Annotated in this window: 15 protein-coding genes; 11 read left to right on the top strand and 4 right to left on the bottom strand. The window is 66.9% G+C overall.

What is annotated here, in order from left to right:
* The first annotated feature begins 5 nt into the window (after positions 1-5).
* From RM530_RS03435 to RM530_RS03395, 9 genes are read left to right on the top strand one after another with little or no spacing between them, the layout of a single operon-like run.
* Positions 6-1,175, top strand: a complete 1,170-nt coding sequence (locus RM530_RS03435; protein ID WP_311363808.1) for a thiolase C-terminal domain-containing protein — start codon at positions 6-8, stop codon at positions 1,173-1,175.
* Positions 1,172-1,579: a Zn-ribbon domain-containing OB-fold protein gene (locus tag RM530_RS03430; protein WP_311363807.1), complete on the top strand. Its 408-nt coding sequence runs from the start codon at positions 1,172-1,174 to the stop codon at positions 1,577-1,579. The genes RM530_RS03435 and RM530_RS03430 overlap by 4 nt, the downstream gene beginning before the upstream one ends.
* Before the next feature lie 36 nt (positions 1,580-1,615).
* Positions 1,616-1,936 (top strand): hypothetical protein, encoded by a 321-nt coding sequence (locus tag RM530_RS03425; RefSeq protein ID WP_311363806.1) that lies wholly within the window; start codon positions 1,616-1,618, stop codon positions 1,934-1,936.
* Between the two features lie 22 nt (positions 1,937-1,958).
* Positions 1,959-2,462 carry a PaaI family thioesterase gene (locus RM530_RS03420; RefSeq protein WP_311363805.1) on the top strand — a complete coding sequence of 168 codons (504 nt, stop codon included), beginning with the start codon at positions 1,959-1,961 and terminating at the stop codon, positions 2,460-2,462.
* A complete protein-coding gene (locus RM530_RS03415) occupies positions 2,459-4,243 on the top strand; it encodes an acyclic terpene utilization AtuA family protein (protein WP_311363804.1) in 1,785 nt (594 codons plus the stop codon). Before RM530_RS03420 ends, RM530_RS03415 begins: the two co-directional genes overlap by 4 nt.
* Positions 4,240-5,733 (top strand): acetyl-CoA carboxylase biotin carboxylase subunit, encoded by a 1,494-nt coding sequence (locus RM530_RS03410; RefSeq protein ID WP_349256158.1) that lies wholly within the window; start codon positions 4,240-4,242, stop codon positions 5,731-5,733. The genes RM530_RS03415 and RM530_RS03410 overlap by 4 nt, the downstream gene beginning before the upstream one ends.
* A 22-nt stretch (positions 5,734-5,755) precedes the next feature.
* Positions 5,756-6,259: an acyl-CoA carboxylase biotin carboxyl carrier protein subunit gene (locus RM530_RS03405; RefSeq protein WP_311363802.1), complete on the top strand. Its 504-nt coding sequence runs from the start codon at positions 5,756-5,758 to the stop codon at positions 6,257-6,259.
* Positions 6,259-7,854 (top strand): acyl-CoA carboxylase subunit beta, encoded by a 1,596-nt coding sequence (locus RM530_RS03400; RefSeq protein ID WP_349256166.1) that lies wholly within the window; start codon positions 6,259-6,261, stop codon positions 7,852-7,854. The genes RM530_RS03405 and RM530_RS03400 overlap by 1 nt, the downstream gene beginning before the upstream one ends.
* A 9-nt stretch (positions 7,855-7,863) precedes the next feature.
* Positions 7,864-9,018, top strand: coding sequence for an acyl-CoA dehydrogenase family protein (locus tag RM530_RS03395; protein ID WP_311363800.1), 1,155 nt, complete (start codon positions 7,864-7,866; stop codon positions 9,016-9,018).
* A 28-nt stretch (positions 9,019-9,046) separates the two neighbouring features.
* On the opposite strand, the gene RM530_RS03390 is transcribed toward RM530_RS03395, so the two are convergent.
* The 4 genes from RM530_RS03390 to RM530_RS03375 form a co-directional block, all read right to left on the bottom strand.
* A complete protein-coding gene (locus tag RM530_RS03390) occupies positions 9,047-10,558 on the bottom strand; it encodes a flavin-containing monooxygenase (RefSeq protein ID WP_311363799.1) in 1,512 nt (503 codons plus the stop codon).
* 60 nt (positions 10,559-10,618) lie between these two features.
* A complete protein-coding gene (locus RM530_RS18925) occupies positions 10,619-10,981 on the bottom strand; it encodes a TetR family transcriptional regulator C-terminal domain-containing protein (protein ID WP_432276074.1) in 363 nt (120 codons plus the stop codon).
* A 345-nt stretch (positions 10,982-11,326) separates the two neighbouring features.
* A complete protein-coding gene (locus tag RM530_RS03380) occupies positions 11,327-12,946 on the bottom strand; it encodes an acyl-CoA carboxylase subunit beta (RefSeq protein ID WP_311363797.1) in 1,620 nt (539 codons plus the stop codon).
* Positions 12,947-12,956: 10 nt separating this feature from the next.
* Positions 12,957-14,144, bottom strand: coding sequence for an acyl-CoA dehydrogenase family protein (locus RM530_RS03375; protein WP_311363796.1), 1,188 nt, complete (start codon positions 14,142-14,144; stop codon positions 12,957-12,959).
* 143 nt (positions 14,145-14,287) lie between these two features.
* Here RM530_RS03375 and RM530_RS03370 point away from each other — a divergent pair, with 143 nt between their 5' ends.
* Together RM530_RS03370 and RM530_RS03365 are read left to right on the top strand one after the other, a co-directional pair.
* Entirely contained in the window at positions 14,288-15,451 is a 1,164-nt protein-coding gene (locus RM530_RS03370) for an acyl-CoA dehydrogenase family protein (protein WP_311363795.1), read from the top strand.
* Between the two features lie 160 nt (positions 15,452-15,611).
* Entirely contained in the window at positions 15,612-17,768 is a 2,157-nt protein-coding gene (locus tag RM530_RS03365; RefSeq protein WP_311363794.1) for a PQQ-dependent dehydrogenase, methanol/ethanol family, read from the top strand.
* Positions 17,769-17,770 lie beyond the last annotated feature (2 nt).

The following is a 17,770-nucleotide window of genomic DNA, read 5'->3' as shown; positions in this document are numbered from 1 at the left end:
CAGGCATGAAGCCACTTGCCGCCATCGTCGCAGTTTCGGAGATGAAGCCGGGCCGCTATCCGCAGTACGACGGGATGGAAATGTACCGGCAGGTGCTCGGCCAGTTCCTGAGCGAGTGGAAGCTGCGTCCGCAGGACATCCAGGGCCTGCTGTCGGCGCCGGTCGGCATGGCCGCCACCGAGGTCGACGTCTTCGCGCATGAAAAGCTGTCCGAGGAACTCGGCATCCAGCCGACCTTCAGCGAGGCGATCAACGCCGGCGGGGGAACCTATGCGCTGATGCTGATCCGGGCGGCCTTGGCGATCGGCCAGGGCCTGTGCGACTCGGTGCTGTGCCTGGGCGCCGGCCGGTTCCCGAACGTGGGCAGCGGCATTTCCGAGCTGATGAGCAAGCTCATCAGCCATCCCCAGTTCGAGTATCCGTACGGCACCTACATCCCGCCGATCTTCGCGCTCGCCGCCGTGCGTCACATGCACGAGTTCGGCACCACGCGTGAACAGCTTGCCCAGGTGGCGGTGTCACAGCGCGAATGGTCGCTGCTGCATCCGGATGCGCTGATGGCGCCGCAGGGTCCGCTGAGCGTCGACCAGGTGTTGTCCTCGCGACCCATTGCCTACCCGTTCAACCTGTTCGACTGCTCGGTACCGAGCGAGGGCGGCTCGGCCGTGCTCGTGACCAGCCCGGAGAATGCCAAGCGCTTCCATTCGCAGCCCTGCTATCTGCTCGGCTATGGTGAGAAGCACACCCACGCCAGCATCAGTCAAGCCACGAGCCTGACGACGCTAGGCTCGCACGACACTTCGGCGCGCGCCTACCGCATGGCCGGGCTGACGCCAAAGGACATGGATTTCGCGCAGCTGTACGACTCCTTCAGCATCAATCCCATCATCTACGCCGAGGATCTCGGCTTCTGCCGCAAGGGTGAGGGCGGGCGGTTCTTCGAGGGCGGTCGGACGGGGCCGGGCGGCGAGTTTCCAGTGAACACCTATGGCGGCCTGATGTCCTTCGGACATGTCGGCGACGCGTCCGGGCAGACCATGATCGTCGAGGCCGCCCGCCAACTGATGGGCGACGCCGGCCAGCGCCAACTCCCCGGCGCCCGCACCGGCATCGTCCACTGCTACGGCGGCATGATGTCCGAACACGCCACACTGATCCTCTCGAACCAGTCATGAGCGCCACCGGAAAGCCCGTCCCCGAAGTCCTGCCCGACGCCCGCCCCTACTGGGAGGCCGCACAGCGCGGCGAGCTGATGATCCAGCGCTGCCGCGGCACCGGCAAGGCCTTCCTCTATCCGCGCCGCTGGAGCCCCTACGACTACTCCCCGGACCCGGCCTGGGAGAAGGCCAGCGGCCGCGGCACGCTCTACAGCTACAGCATCGTCTATCAGCCTCCCTACGCCGCGTTCAAGGACGACTGCCCCTACGTTCTGGCGATCGTGGAACTGGAAGAAGGGCCGCGGATGATGGCCAACATCCTCAACTGTCCGCCGGAATCCGTTCGGATCGGCATGGCGCTGAAGCTGTGTTTCGAAACACGCGGCAGCGGATTCCGGATTCCGCAGTTCGAGCCGGCCTGAGCACAAGATATACAGCCCGCCGCAGGAGAGACCAGGATGAGCGAAGACACCAACGCCGCCGTCCGCGAAGCAGCGGAGGGCCTGACGCGTCGCATCACCCGACACCGCCCGCGCCGGCATCATCTCGCTGTTCTTCGTGCTCGGCAGCTTCGCGCGCATGCCGATAGTCCGGCACGGTACGCCCGAGCAGATCCGCAAGTTCGTCACACCCACGGCTACCGGCGAAGCCAGGATGTGCTTCGGCGTGACCGAGCCCAATGGCCGTTTGCCCGGCTCATGCGCGTGGCGTCCGTCAACAACGAAATGATCCTAAACTACATCGGCGAGCACGTCCTCGGACTGCCCCGCTCCTATTGACCTGAATTTTCCACAAGCTCCCATGCCGAACGACACCTCTCCCGCAGTGGCCCCGTATTTGTTCAAAGACAACTGGGACGCCAGTCCCTTCATGACCGCCCAAGGGCTGACCTCAGAGGAGGTTTCAACTGGCGAGGTCGCCCTGTTCCTGAGAAACCCGACCCCGGCCCAGCGCGGTGCCGGCGGCCCGCCGGACGCCATCAACGGTGGCGTCATTTCCTACATGTTCGACGGCGCACTGGGCTACGCGATCGTGTCAGCCCAGATGCCGCAGCTGCGGGCGGCTGGCGCCGATCTCGCTGGTTATTCACAGGTGACGATCAATCTCGACATCACCTACCTGACGGCCGCTCGCGGCAGCGCGTTCAAGGCCGCCGGTCGCGTGTTGCGCGTGGGCCGCGGTACCGCCTTCGCCGAAGGCGAACTGCTCAACGACCAAGGCGAAGTCTGCGCCACGGCCAAGGGCATCTGGCGCATTTTCTGGCCGCGCGGAGCGGCCTCCACCTCCGGAGATACGACCCTATGACCCGCACTTCTCTGCGCATCGGCTGCGCTTCCGGCTTCTGGGGCGATACCGAGTATGCGGCCACCCAGTTGGTGCACGGCGGCAAGCTCGACTTCCTGGTCTTCGACTATCTGGCCGAAATCACGATGTCGCTGCTGACCCGTGCCAAGGCCAAGGACCCGGCGGCCGGCTACGCGCCCGACTTCGTCACCACGCTGCGCCCACTTCTGCGCCAACTCAAGGAACGCGGCATCCGCGTGGTGAGCAACGCGGGCGGCGTGAACCCCGGCGCCTGCCGGCAAGCCCTCGCCGAGGCCGCCAGGGCTGAAGGCCTTACGCTTAAAATCGCCGCAGTGACCGGTGATGACCTGATGCCGCAGGTCGAGGCCATGCGCGCAGCCGGCGTGCGCGAGATGTTTTCAGGCGCCGATCTGCCGGCGCGCCTGATGAGCGCCAACGCCTATCTGGGCGCCTTTCCCATTGCTGCTGCGCTCGACGCCGGCGCCGACATCGTTGTGACCGGCCGCTGCGTGGACAGCGCGGTGGTGCTCGGCCCACTGATCAGCGCCTTCGGCTGGGAGTCGACGGATTACGACCGGCTGGCCCAGGGCAGCCTCGCCGGCCATATCATCGAGTGCGGCACCCAGACCACGGGCGGCAACTACACCGACTGGCACCGCGTGCCGGGCTGGGACAACATGGGCTTTCCGATCGCGGTGTGCGAGCCCGACGGCAGCTTCGTGGTGGAAAAGCCGCCCGGTACCGGCGGCCTGATCGTGCCCTCCACCGTCGGCGAGCAGATGGTCTACGAGATCGGCGATCCACGCGCCTACCTGCTGCCGGACGTGCGCTGCGACTTCACCCAAGTGCGGCTGGAGCAGGCCGGCGACAACCGCGTGCGCGTCAGCGGCGCGCGCGGCGGACCGGCCACCACGCAGTGCAAGGTCAGCGCGACTTATGCCGACGGCTTCCGCGCCATCGCCATGCTGATGATCGGCGGTGTCGACGCCCAGCAGAAAGGCGAGCGCGTGGCCGAGGCGCTGTACACGCGCTGCCGGCGCCTGTTCGCCGAACGCGGCCTGGACGACTTCACCGAGACCTGCACGGAAGTGCTCGGCGCTGAAGCCACCTACGGCCCGCACGCGCGCGCCGTCACCCGCGAGGTGATGGTCAAGATGGGCGTGCGCCACTCCAGCAAGGACGCGCTGGAGATCTTCTCGCGCGAGATGGCGCCAATGGCGCTGGCCACCGCGCCGGCCATCACCGGCTTCGTCGGCGGCCGGCCCAAGGTGCAGCCGGTGGTGCGGCTGTTCTCCTACCTGTGGGACAAGTCGCGCATCCCGGTACGCCTGGAGCTGGACGGCCAGGCCATCGCCTGCCCGCAGATGAGCGGCGAGCGCTACGACCCTGCCACCCTGCCCGTCGTCTCCGGGCCGCTGCCGGCCGCCGATGCCTTTGAGGGCGGCTCGCGCGAAGTGCCACTGCTGCGCCTGGCCTGGGCGCGCAGCGGCGACAAGGGCGACTCCGCCAACATCGGTGTGCTCGCGCGCCGTCCTGAATACCTGCCCTACATCCGTGCCGCGCTCACGCCCGAGGCCGTGGCCGGCTGGTTCGCCCACCTCTGCGAAGGCCCGGTGCACCGCTGGGACATGCCCGGCGTGCACGGCCTGAACTTCCTGCTGGAGCGCGCGCTCGGCGGCGGCGGCATCGCCTCCATCCGCATCGACCCGCAGGGCAAGGCCTTTGCTCAGATGCTGCTCGACCATCCCGTCATGGTACCCGCTTCGCTGAGCTTCGAATGAGTACGACTTCTGCCTTGAAGCCCATCCGGCGCCTGCTCGTCGCCAACCGCGGCGAGATTGCAGCACGCATCCTGCGCACCGCGCGGGCCCGCGGCATCACCACTGCCATCGTCCGGCACCCGGCCGAGGAAGGCGGCACCGCGCCGCGTCTGGCCGACGACTGCCTGCCGATCGAGGGGCCAACGCCTGTCGTCGCCTATCTGAATGTCGCGGAGATCGTCCGTGCCGCACGCGAGTGGGGCGCGGACGCGGTGCATCCGGGCTACGGCTTTCTTTCCGAGAACGCCGCGCTGGCACGCGGGCTGGCCGAGGCCGGCATCCGCTTCGTCGGCCCCACGGCCGAGGCCATCGAACTGATGGGCGACAAGATCCGCGCGCGCAACTTCGTGGTCGAGCGCGGCTTTCCGGTCGCGCCCAGCGCAGTGGAGGCCGATGACCCGGCGACGTTTGCCAAGCGCGCGCTGGCGGTGGATCTGCCCATCCTGATCAAGCCCGCAGCGGGCGGCGGCGGCAAGGGTATGCGCATCGTGCGCGAGGCGGCGACGCTGGAGGCCGAGTTGGCCACGGCGCGGCGCGAGGGCGAGCGCTACTTCGGCGACGGGCGGCTGTTTGTGGAACGCTACGTCGAGCGGCCGCGCCACATCGAGGTGCAGGTGTTCGGCGACATTCACGGCAACGTCGTGCACTTCGGCGAACGCGAGTGCTCGGTGCAGCGCCGCTTCCAGAAGATCGTGGAGGAAACCCCCTCGCCGGTGCTGAACCCGGAGAAGCGCAAGAGCATCTGCGAAGCCGCCGTCGGTATCGCCAAGGCCGCCGGCTACGTCGGCGCGGGGACGGTCGAGTTCATCTACGGCGCCGACGGCGAGTTCTATTTCCTGGAGATGAACACGCGCCTGCAAGTCGAGCACCCGGTCACCGAGATGGTGACGGGCTTCGACCTGGTGGCCGAGCAGCTGCGCGTGGCCGAGGGCGCAGCCTTGGGCTACGCGCAGGCCGACATCGTCCACCGCGGCCATTCCATCGAGCTGCGCATCTGCGCCGAGGATCCGGCGGCGGGATTCGTGCCGGCCACCGGCCGCATCCACCTTCTGCGCGAGGCCACCGGCCCCGGCGTGCGCGTGGACAGCGGCGTGCACGAGGGCCAGACCGTGGGTACGGATTTCGACCCGCTGCTGTCCAAGCTGATCGTGCACGGCCGCGACCGTGCCGAGGCCATTGCCCGCGCGCGCCAGGCGCTGCGCGACACCGTGCTGCTGGGCCTGACCACCAACATCGCCTACCTCGACCGCATCCTCGCGCATCCGCGCTTTGCCTCGGGCGACTACACCACCGCGTTTCTGGAGCAGGAAGCCGCCGCGCTGTCGGGCAAGGACGAGACCGTGCCCACCGACATCCTGCTCGCCGCCGCCGCGCTGAGTGATCGCCAGATGTTGGACGCCGCCGCGTCCGTGCCGGCGATCTACGCCGCCATGGGCCCCTGGCGCAATTGAAGCAGGAGGAGATCCGAAGACCATGAAAAAGATCATCGCGCTAGAAGACCGCGAGCATCCCTGCGCACTGCTGCGCACTGCGGACGGCTACGAACTCCAGACTGGCGAGCGCCGCTTTGCCTGCGCCATTGAGGCACTCGGCGACGGCCGCCACCGCGTGCGTGCCGGCGAAGAACGCCGCGAGGTGCACATCGCGCAGCACGGCGACCACATCTGGATTCACGTTGACGGCCGCGCCTACGCCCTGCACCGCATCAACCCGCTCGACGCCCTGGCCGCGCGCGGCGCCGGCGGCGGCGACAGCACCCTCTCACCGATGCCTGGCACCATCCTCACCGTGCAGGTCCAGCCCGGAGACGCCGTCGAGGCCGGCCAGGTTCTGCTGACCATGGAAAGCATGAAACTCGAAGTCACTATCACCGCGCCGCACGACGGCGAGATCGCCGAGGTGCTGTGTGCGCCGGGGCAGACCGTTCCCGTCAAGGCCGCGCTGTTGCGCTTCGCCGACAAGGAGACGCAGGCATGATGCGGCGTCTCGAAACCCGTGTGTCGCCGGCCTCGCCGACATTTCGCGCCAACAGCGTCGCCATGCAGCGCATCTGCGGCGACTTCAAGGCCCTGCAGGACCGCGTGCGCCACGAGCGACCGGCGCGCGACATCGAGCGCCTGCGCAAGCAGAACAAGCTGCTGCTGCGCGAGCGCCTGGACCTGCTGCTCGATCCCGGCACGCCATTCCTGGAGCTGTCCAGCATCGCTGCCTACGATCAGTTCAACGGCGAGGCGCCGGGTGCCAACGTGGTTTCCGGCGTCGGTATCGTCAGCGGACGCGAGGTGATGATCCACGCCGACGATTCCAGTAACAAGGGCGGCGCCTGGTACCCGATGTCCGCGCCCAAGATCATCCGTGCGATGGAGATCGCCATCGAGAACCGCCTGCCGATGGTGCACCTGTGCGACAGTGCGGGCGGCTACCTGGAAGACCTCTCGGGCGTCTACGTCATGGGCGGCCGCGTGTTCCGCCAGCAGTGCATGCTGTCCAAGCTCGGCATCCCGCAGGTGGCGGTGGTGCTCGGCCACTGCACCGCGGGTGGCGCCTACGTGCCGGCGCTGTGCGAGCACACGATCATGGTGCGCGGCACCGGCGCGATCTTCCTCGGCGGCCCGCCGCTGGTGAAGGCGGCCACCGGCGAGGAAGTGACGGTGGACGCGCTCGGCGGCGCAGACATGCACACCTCCGTCTCCGGCACCGCCGACTACCCGGTGGACAGCGAGGAGGAAGGCATCGCGCTGGCCCGCGCCCTCGTCGCCAACTTCTCGCAGCCGACAAAGCACTTCGACTGGGTCGCGCCGGAAGCGCCTTACTACGACCCGCGCGAGCTGTACGGCATCGTGCCGGTGGACTACAAGACGCAGTTCGACATGCGCGAGGTGATCGCGCGCATGGTCGACGGCAGCCTGTTCCAGGAATACCAGCCGGCCTACGGCCCGACGCTGGTCTGCGGCTGGGCGCGGCTGTGGGGCTGCAAGGTCGGCATCCTCGGCAACAACGGCGTGCTGTTCTCCGACAGCTCGCTCAAGGCCGCGCACTTCATCCAGATCTGCAACCAAATCGGCACGCCGCTGATCTTCCTGCAGAACACCACCGGCTACATGATCGGCCGCCAGTACGAGGAGCGCGGCATCACCAAGGACGGCGCCAAGATGCTCATGGCCCAGGCCGGCTCGGAAGTGCCCAAATTCACCGTGATCACCAGCGGTGCCTTCGGTGCCGGCTACTACGGCATGTGCGGACGCTCCTGGGATCCGCGCATGATCTTCTCGTGGCCGCAGGCCAAGATGGGCGTGATGGGACCGGAGCAGGCCGGCAACACGCTGGCCGACGTCAAGCTGCGCCAGCTGCGCCGCGAGCGCCCGGACGCCGGCGACGAGGAAGTGGCCGAGCTGCGCCGCCGTACGCGCGAAAAGTGCGAACGCGAGACATCCACGCTGTGGTACTCCGCGCGCTGCCTGGACGACGGCGTGCTCGACCCCACCGACACCCGCAACGCGCTTGGCATCGCGCTGTCCTGCGCGGCCAACGTGGCGCCTGCTGAACAGCGCTACGGCATCTTCCGCATGTGAGGCCCGGATATGAATGCCTCGGAAGCACCCTATGAAGACGATGCTCTGATTACGGCTGTCGAGCGATTTCTCACCCGCGAGGTACGTCCGGTCGCCATCCGCCTTGAGCAGGCCGACGAGTACCCGGAAGCGATCGTCGAACAGATGCGCGAAATGGGCCTGTTCGGCGCCATCATCCCGGAGTCCTACGGTGGCCTCGGCCTCAAGGTGCGGACTTATGCGCGGCTGATCGAGGCCATTGCCGCCGAGTGGATGTCGCTGTCCGGCGTAATCAACTCGCATCTGATCATGGCCGCCGCCGTGCTGCGCTACGGCACCGACGCGCAGAGGGACGAGTTCCTGCCCCGCTTGGCCTGCGGCGAACTGCGTGGCGGCATCGCGCTCACCGAGCCGGATTGCGGCAGCGATCTGCAGGCCATCCGCACCGTGGCACGGCGCGATGGTGAGGATTACCTCGTCAACGGCGCCAAGACCTGGATCACCAACGGCCTGCACGGCAACTGCTTCGCGCTGCTGGTCAAGACCGATCCGCAGGCCGACCCGCGTCACCGCGGCATGAGCCTGTTCCTTGCTGAAAAAGGCCCGGGATTCTCGGTGCCGCGCAAGCTGCCCAAGCTCGGCTATCGCGGTGTCGACACGGTGGAGATGCGATTCGAGGACTACCGCATCCCCGCCTCCCGGCTCATCGGCGGCGTCGAGGGGCGCGGTCTGCAGCAGATCCTCGGCGGCCTCGAGCTGGGCCGCATCAACGTCGCCGCGCGCGGCGTGGGCGTGGCGCGGTCAGCACTCGAGGAGGCGCTCTCCTACGCCGGCCAGCGCAAGACCTTCGGCAAGCCCATCGGCGAGCACCAGGCGATCCAGATCAAGCTCGCCGACATGGCCACGCGCGTGGAGGCCGCGCGCCTGCTGGTGGAGTCCGCCGCCCGCGCCTATGACGAGGGCCGGCGCTGCGACCTGGAATCGGGCATGGCCAAGCTGTTCGCCACCGAAGCGGCCATGGAAAACTCTGCAGAGTGCCTGCGCATCCACGGGGCCTATGGCTATTCGCGCGAAGCGCGCATCGAACGCCTCTACCGTGACGCGCCGCTGCTGGCGATCGGCGAAGGCACCAACGAGCTACAGCGCATCATCATCGCGCGGCGCCTGTTCGAGGCGCGACCCTGAAAACCCGAGGGGCGCGCCAGCGAGCTAGCTAGGCTGCCAGCAGGCTCGTCACCCGCTGCACAGGCGACTGCGAGACCCGGCGACCGTCCCGGTAGAACCTGAGCACGCCATCGTCCAGACTGCCGAAGCGCAGGGCTGGCACGTCGAGCAGATAGTTCTGCAGGTTCTGCCACGGTTGCTTGGTGCCCTGTCGCGGCAAGCGGTCATTGGCGCGCTGGATGTAGCCCGAACGCAGGTTCAGGAAGTTCTCCTCGGAGGCGCAGCCTTCCTCGTCCTCCGGCACCACCGTGTCTGCGCCCAGCTGGCGCATCTGACGGATCACGCGGACAACAAAGGCATTGGCGATGTTCGCCTTCAGCGTCCACGACGCATTGGTATAACCGAACACCAAGGCGAAATTCGGTACGCCCTCCAGCAGGATGCCCTTGTACATCAGGGTCTCGTGCAGATCGAGCTTGCGCTCGTCGACGTAGTATTCGGCGCCGCCCAGCAGCTGCATATCCAGGCCGGTGGCGGTGACGATGATGTCGGCTTCGAGTTCGCGGCCCGACTTCAGCCGGATACCGGTCTGAGTGATGGACTCGATTCCGTCGGTTACCACCGAAGCCTTGCCGTCGCGCAGGGCCTTGAACAGATCGCCCTTGGGTACCGCGCACATCCTCTCGTCCCAGGGGTTGTAACGAGGCTCGAAATGGCTGAAGTCGACGTTCGGACCGAGCTGCTTGCGCACCGATGCCAGCAGCACCCGCCGCATGGTCTTGGGCGCACGCCGGCAGACGTCGAAGACCGCGCGCTGCAGCACCACGTTGCGCACGCGCGCCATGCGATACGTAAGCGAGTCGGGGAGGACTTTGCGAAGCTTCTCGGTGATCAGGTCGCGCTCCGGTACCGACACCACGTAGCTGGGGGACCGCTGCAGCATGGTGACGTGCGCAGCCTTGTCGGTCATCGACGGCACCAGCGTAACGGCCGTCGCACCGCTGCCGATGACGACGACGCGCTTGCCGCTGTAGTCATAGTTCTCCGGCCAGTGCTGGGGATGGATGACGTCGCCCTTGAACTGTTCGACTCCGGGAAATTCCGGTGTATAGCCCTTGTCGTACTTATAGTAGCCCGTGCAGCCGTACACGAAGCTGGCCGTGAACGAGGCTTCCTCGTCCTGAGAGTTTTCCTTGACTGCGGTCACTGTCCACAGCTTGTCGCTGCCAGACCAGCTGACCCGGGTAATCTTGTGCCCGAAACGAATGTCGCGGCGTATGCCGTATTCCTCGGCCGCATCTTCGATGTACTGCCGGATCGCAGGTCCATCGGCGAGCAGCTTGGTATCCGTCCACGGGCGGAAGTCATAGCCGAGAGTGAACATGTCCGAGTCGGAGCGGATGCCGGGATACTTGAACAGATCCCAGGTGCCGCCCATGCGCTCGCGGCGCTCCAGGATGGCCAGCCTGATGCCGGGAATCTTGGACTTCAGGTGGCAGGCAGCGCCGATTCCGGACAGTCCGGCACCGAGGATGATGACATCGAACTGGGCACGAGGCATTTACTGATCTCCATTTCCTATACAAACATACAAGCACCATTTGATCGAAAGGATCATATGTCATTCAGAGTGCGGAGTCCAACAACGCACTGATCTGGACTTTCGCCTGCTTGCGGGCGCGCTGCCTGCAGCGACCGGTCCGCTACGATGTTGAAGGCCGCACGAGAACTGGCAATCCGCTTCGTGCGACCGCGAACCTGCACTGCGGCGCAGCGGCCCGTTGAAGAACACGCCCAGCAGGCTCGCGGCCTGATCCCCCAGGGAATACGACGTCGGCGCACGCAGCCAGCTGCAATAGACGCCCAGCATGTAGGCATGCAGCGCCAGCGCCGCAGTCCCCGGTTGGAGGCTTTCGTCGAGTTTGCCTTTCGCGCGTGCGCGGTCGAAGAGCTGTTCCAGCTGGACCTCGGCCCGTTCCTGCACCTGATGCACATAAGCCTGCGCGTCCGGCAAGTTCGAGCCTTCTTCGAGGCGCAGCAGGTGATCTGGCAGATCAGGGCCAGGTGATCACCCAGGGCCTGCGGGGCGGCGAGCGGCCGGTGTTCGCGAGCGTGCTGTCGATCGTCATCACGTTCGCGGGTATGGGCCACCAAGCGCCACCCCGCAGAATGAGACTGCTGCGGCATGGCCGTTGCCCTCACCCACCGCTCGCAGTCGCGAGCGGTCCCCACTCCCGCAAGCGGACGAGGGTAGCTCGGCATCATGCGGCGCGTGATTCACGCTAAGTTTCCCGGCATCACACGCTGAAGTCCGCCGCCCGCCGGCTACTCAGGGGCGCGCCACCCCGAAGGTGTTGGGACATAGTCGCGTACCCTCGTTGCGCACGCAGATATCGACGAGTTCCACCAGCAGACTGCGGGTACGCCGCGGATCGATGATGCCCTCGTCCCAGACATTTGACGTGCACTGTAGCGCTCCGGACACCTCGTCGTAGAGTGCCCGCAGCTCAAGGCTCTGGCGTTCCAGCTTGTCGCGGTCCAGCGGCTGGCCGCGCGCGCGCTGCTTGTTCTCCTCAACGATATGCATCACAGTCGCCGCCTGCTCGCCACCCATCACCGCGAGGCGGGCATTGGGCCAGGCGAACAGGAAGCGCGGCTCGAAGGAGCGCCCGCACATCGCGTAGTTGCCGGCACCGTAGGACGCGCCGACGATGATCGTGATCTGCGGCACCGTGGCGTTGGACACGGCCTGGATGAGCTTGGCGCCGTTCTTGATCATCCCGCCGGCTTCGGGCTCCTTGCCGACGATGAATCCCGTCGTGTTTTGGAGGTAGATGATCGGCTTGCCGGCCTGGCAGCACAGCTGGATGAACTGCGCCGCCTTCTGCGCGCCGTGGTTGTCGATGGGACCGTTGTTGCCGATTAGCCCCACCGGCCAGCCGCCAATCTCCGCAAAGCAGCAGATCGTGTAGGGGTCATACAACGGCTTGAATTCGGTGAGGTCCGAGCCGTCCACCAGCCGCGCCATGATCTCGCGGCAGTCGAAGGCCTCGCGGTAGTCCGTGGGTACCAGGCCGCAGAGCTCGTCGATGTTCAGACTCGGCTGCGCGAACGCGCGGCCGTGATGCGGCGGCACGCGCTCGTTCCAGCGCAGCTGGCGCACCAGGTCGCGCGCGATTTCGATGGCCTGGGCGTCGTCGTCCGCCACGAATTCGGCCAGGCCCGATTGCATCGCGTGCATGTCGGCGCCGCCCAGCGTCTCCTCGTCGGCGATTTCGCCCGTGGCGGCCTTGAGCAGCGGCGGACCGGCAAGGAAGGCGCGCGCCCTTCCGCGCACCATCACCACGTAGTCCGACATGCCGGGAATATAGGCACCGCCGGCGGTCGAGTTGCCGTGCACCACGGTGATCTGCGGCACGCCCGCCGCCGACGAGCGCGCCTGGGTCATGAAGCGGTGGCCGGCACGGTTGAAGCCCAGATGCTGCTTGAACAGATTGCCGCCGCCGCTCTGCACCAGCGAGACAAAGGGCAGCCGCGCGCGCAGCGCGATCTCCTGCGCGCGCTTGAGCTTGTCGTAGGCCTGCGGCATGTTGGTGCCGCCCTTGATGGCCGCGTCGTTGACGTAGACCATGCAGCGCGTGCCGGCGATCAGGCCGATGCCGGTGATGATGCCGGCACCGTAGACCTCCTCCACGCCATCGTCGTCGTGCTGCCCCAGGCCCGCGAGCGTCGACAGCTCGATGAAGTTGGCCCCCGGATCGAGCAGGCGCGCGAGGCGTTCGCGCGGCAGGAGTTGCCCGCGCTGGTCGAACTGGGGACGCGCTCGCTCCGAACAGCGGTGAACCTGCTGCTCCAGCCGCTGCACCTGCCCGATCAGTTCCTGCATAGCCGCGCGGCGACGCGCGAAGACTTCCGACTGCGGCCGCACCTGCGATTCGAACACGCTCATGCCGGCGAACTCAGTGCTGCGACTTGGCGCGCGCGGCCTTGCGCGCGGCCGGATGAAAGCCCAGGTCCTTGGCGATGATCTGCAGCATCACCTCGTTGGCGCCGCCACCGATCGAGCACAGCCGCGTGTCGCGGAAGATGCGCGAGATCAGGTTGTCCCACATGAAGCCCTGGCCGCCCCAGAACTGCAGGCAGGCGGACGGCACCGCCTGGCCGAGTTGCCCGACCTTGAACTTGGCCATGGAGACGAGCATCGCCGCGTCCGCATCGCCGGCGATGTAATGCTCGGCAGCCTCGCGCAGCAGCGCGCGCGCCGCGCAGCACTCGGCTTTCAGTTCCGCGAGCTTGCAATGAATGATTTGCTGATCCAGCAGCGGCTTGCCGAACACCATGCGCGTGGCAGTGTACTCGGCGGTGATGTCGATGGCGTCCTCGATCTGGCTCAGGTACTTGCTGCCGGCGAACAGGCGCTCCTCCTGGAATTGCTGCATCTGGTAAATGAAGCCCTGCCCCTCCTCGCCGATCAGGAAGCGCCGGGGCACGCGCACCTCGTCGAGAAAGATCGGCGCGGTATCAGAGCTGCGCGCGCCGAGCTTGTTCAGCCGTTTGCCGCGGGTGACGCCCTGGGTGTCGGTGGGCACCACGATGAGGCTCTTGTTGTGGTGCGGCGCGTTGTCGGTACCGGTGTTGCACAGCAAGCACAGCCAGTCGGACTGCGTGCCGTTGGTGATCCACATCTTGGAGCCGTTGATGACATAGTCGCCGCCGTCGCGACGGGCGTGAGTGTTGATCGAGGCCACGTCCGAGCCCGCGCCGACCTCGCTCACGGCGATGCTGGCGACGCGCTCGCCGCAGATGGCGGGCACCAGGAATTCCTGCTTGAGCGCCTCCGAGCCGTAGCGCGCCAGGGCCGGCGTGGCCATGTCGGTCTGAACGCCGATGGCGGTGGACAGGCCCGAGCAGCGGATGCGGCCGATCTCCTCGGCGTAAACCAGCGAGAAGCTGTAATCCAGGCCCTGCCCGCCGTACTCCACCGGCTTGGTAATGCCCAGGATGCCGGCGCGTCCGAGCTTGGGAAACAGCTCGTGAGCCGGGAAGATGCCCGCTTCCTCCCAGGTATCGACATGGGGCGCGATTTCCGTTTCTATCAAACGCTTGATAGATTGTCGAAGCAGTTCGTGCTCTTGGGTGAATCGCATCGGACGGTTCTCCTGGGGCCGCATGAGTCTTGCGGCGCGGTTGCGGATGTGGGTAGCGGGCGTTTGGATCCGGCCCTGGATCATTCATGGCCTGAGCCGGCGGACGCAAGAGGCGACACACAATACGAGGAGGATAACACTCGATGAAAACCCAGTGGATGCTTGACGAGGAGCAGGACCTGATCCGCCAGACCGCAGAGCGTTTCGCTCGTGATCGGCTGCGCGAAGGCTACCAGGCGCGCGAATCCATCCCCGGCATCGACCGGGCTCTGGCGCGCGAGATGGGCGCGCTGGGGCTGATCGCGCCCAACGTGCCGGAGCGCTTCGGCGGCATCGGCGCGCCGAGCATGGTCAACGGGCTGGTCTGCGAGGCCATCGCCTACGGCGACTTCAACCTCAGCTACCTCAACATGATCACGCCGCTGATCTGCGAAGTGCTGCTGCACCACGCGACCCCGGAAGCACAGGAACGCTACGTCCCCTCGCTGGCGGGCGGCGAGTCCATCTGCGCCCTGGGCCTGACCGAGCCTCGAGGCGGGTCGGACGCCGCGCACCTGACGGTCTCGGCCACGCGCAAGGGCGATCACTACATCTTCAAGGGCGAGAAGACCTCGATCAGCTTCGCCGAGCAGTCCGACACCATGCTCACCTTCGCCCGCACCAATCCGGACGACCCCGGTCCGCGCGGTATCTCGGCGTTCATCGTCCCGCTTGACCTGCCCGGTGTGAGCTGCACCGCGTTCAAGGACATTGGCACCAAGCCCGTCGGCCGCGGCTCGGTGTTCTTCGACGATGTCGAGGTGCCGGCCAGCGCCATGATCGGGCGCGAGAACACCGGCTTCACGCAGGTGATGGAGGGCTTCGACCTCAGCCGCATCCTGATCGCCCTGCAATGCATTGGTGCGGCTCAGGCCTCGGTCGATGAAACCTGGCAGTACGTCACCGAGCGCGAGGCTTTCGGCTACCGGCTCTCCAAGTTCCAGGGCGTCAGCTTTCCACTGGCCGAGCACGAGAGCCAGCTCGAATCCTTCCGCCAGCTGTGCCTGCACGCGCTGCGCCTGCGCGACGCCGGCCATCGGCACACGCGCGAGGCGGCGATGGTGAAGTGGATGGCGCCCAAGTTCTGCACCGACATCATCCACAACTGCCTGCTGCTGCATGGCCACTACGGCTACACCACCGACCTGCCGCACCAGCAGCGCCTGCGCGATGTCATGGGCTTGCAGATTGGCGACGGGACCGCGCAGATCATGAAAACCATCATCGCCCGCGAATCGGTGGGCAGCGTGGCGGTGCACTACAAGTAGGCGCAAGGCGGCGCGGGCACCGGCCAGCACGCCGGCAGCCCGTGCTTCCGAACTTATCGCGCGTAGTAGGCATGCGCACACTGCAATGCCGAAGAGCGCCCCCGCTTCGGGGAAGATTCGGGGAAGATTCGGGGATCCAGGTACTCGCGGGAACAACTTCATGAACATCGTGCACAAGATTGCAGCCGCCGCTCGCCACGGCCTTTGGGGGTTCGCACTGGCACTTGCAACGGCCTCGTCCGCAGCAGCAGTGGAATCCCAGGAACTTCTGAAGCATGCGTCCGCGGGGCGCGACTGGCCGGCCGGCGGCGGCACCTTCAGCGAACAGCGGTTCAGCCCGCTGGAGCAGATCAACCAAGGCAACGTCGGCGAGCTGGGCCTGGCCTGGTCGCTGGAGCTGCCGGATGTGTGGAACGTCTCGTCCACGCCGGTGGCCGTGGATGGCGTGATTTACATGGCCGTGGGCTACACCGTGCTGTACGCGGTGGACGGGCACAGCGGCAGGATACTGTGGACCTACGACGCCGGAACCGACCCGCTGAAGATGCGCATGGGCTGGGGCATCCGCGGCATCGCTTATTGGGAGGGCCGCGTCTACGCCGGGGTGCAGGACGGCCGGCTCATCGCCCTGGATGCGGCCACGGGCGAGCTCGCCTGGGAAGTGATGACCACCGAGCCTGGCGACAATCGCTACATCACCGGCGCACCGCGCGTGTTCAACGGCAAGGTGCTGATCGGCCACGGCGGCGCGGACTACGGCCGTGTGCGCGGCTACGTCACGGCCTATGACGCCGCCACCGGCCAGCAGCTCTGGCGCTGGTGGACGGTGCCCGGCAACCCCGCCGACGGCTTCGAGAACCCTGCCATGGAAATGGCCGCAAAGACCTGGACCGGCGAATGGTGGAAGTCCGGCGGCGGCGGCACCGTCTGGCACGCCATGACCTACGACCCGGACTTCAATCGCGTCTATTTGGGAACCGGCAACGGCTCGCCCTGGAACCAGAAGCTGCGCAGCCCCGGCGGCGGCGACAATCTGTTCCTCAGCTCGGTGGTCGCGCTGGATGCCGACACCGGCGAGTACGTCTGGCACTACCAGACCAACCCGGGCGAGACCTGGGACTACAACTCGTCGATGGACATGGTGCTGGCGGATGTGCAACTCGACGGCACGGCGCGCAAGCTGCTGATGCACGCACCGAAGAACGGGTTCTTCTACGTGATCGACCGCCAGGACGGCAAGCTGCTGTCGGCCGGAAAGATTGCCAAGGTCACCTGGGCCTCGCATGTGGACCTGACCACCGGCCGGCCGGTAGAGCTGCCGGGTGTGCGCTATCCCGATGGCGAGTCGATCATCTATCCGGGCCCGGCGGGCGCACATAACTGGCAGCCGATGGCCTACAGCCCGGACACTGGGCTGATGTACATCCCCACGCGCGAGATGGCCGGCTACTACGACGACCGCGGCATCACGCAAGAGAACTGGTCACCGACAGGCTTGATGCCCGTTGGCGTCAAGCTGTTCTTCGACGACATTCCCCGCAGCGCCGCGACCACCTACTTGCAGGCCTGGAACCCGGTGACGCAGCGCCGCGCATGGAAGTTCGACACGCCGGGCGGCACCAATGGCGGCGTGCTGGTCACGCGCGGCGGCCTGGTGTTCCAGGGGCGTTCGGACGGCGATTTCTCCGCCATCGATGCCGACACCGGCGCGCTGCGCTGGCGCAGCCCGATGGGCGTAGGCACGCAGGCGGCACCGATCACCTACGAGGTCGACGGCGTGCAATACGTGTCAATTCTCGCCGGCTGGGCCGGCAGCCCGATGCTGATGGGCTCACTGAGCGCGCAGAGCGGCTGGGTGGGCCGTGCATACCCGCGGCGCCTGCTGACCTACCGCATCGGCGGCAAGGCCAGCCTGCCCCCCTCACCCGCCCCGCTGGCCACGGTGACGCCGCTGGCGGCACCGGATTTCCAGGTGGATGCCGAGGCGGCCGAGCGCGGCAAGCTGGTCTACGCCACCAAGTGCATGCTCTGCCACGGCGCTGCCGCCGTGGCCGGCGGCTACGCGCCAGACCTGCGGGCCTCGCCGCTGCCGCTGCAGGCGGCCGCGTTCGACGGCGTCGTTCGCGATGGCGCCATGTTGGCGCGCGGCATGCCACCGTTTCCGGAGTTCGGCGACGCCGAGCTGAACGATCTGCGCCATTACATCCGCCAGCGCGCGGAGTACGAACCCGGACTGATCGAACGTGGCCGCTTCTACGGGCACATGCTGTGGGTGATGTTCAAGATGAAGCTCATGGCCTGGGGCCTGCTCGGATAGCG

Origin of the sequence: Banduia mediterranea, assembly GCF_031846245.1 — a bacterium.
Taxonomy (GTDB): Bacteria; Pseudomonadota; Gammaproteobacteria; order Nevskiales; family Nevskiaceae; genus Banduia; species Banduia mediterranea.
Note: the sequence above shows the minus strand (reverse complement) of the source record. Positions and strands in the feature narration are given on the sequence as shown.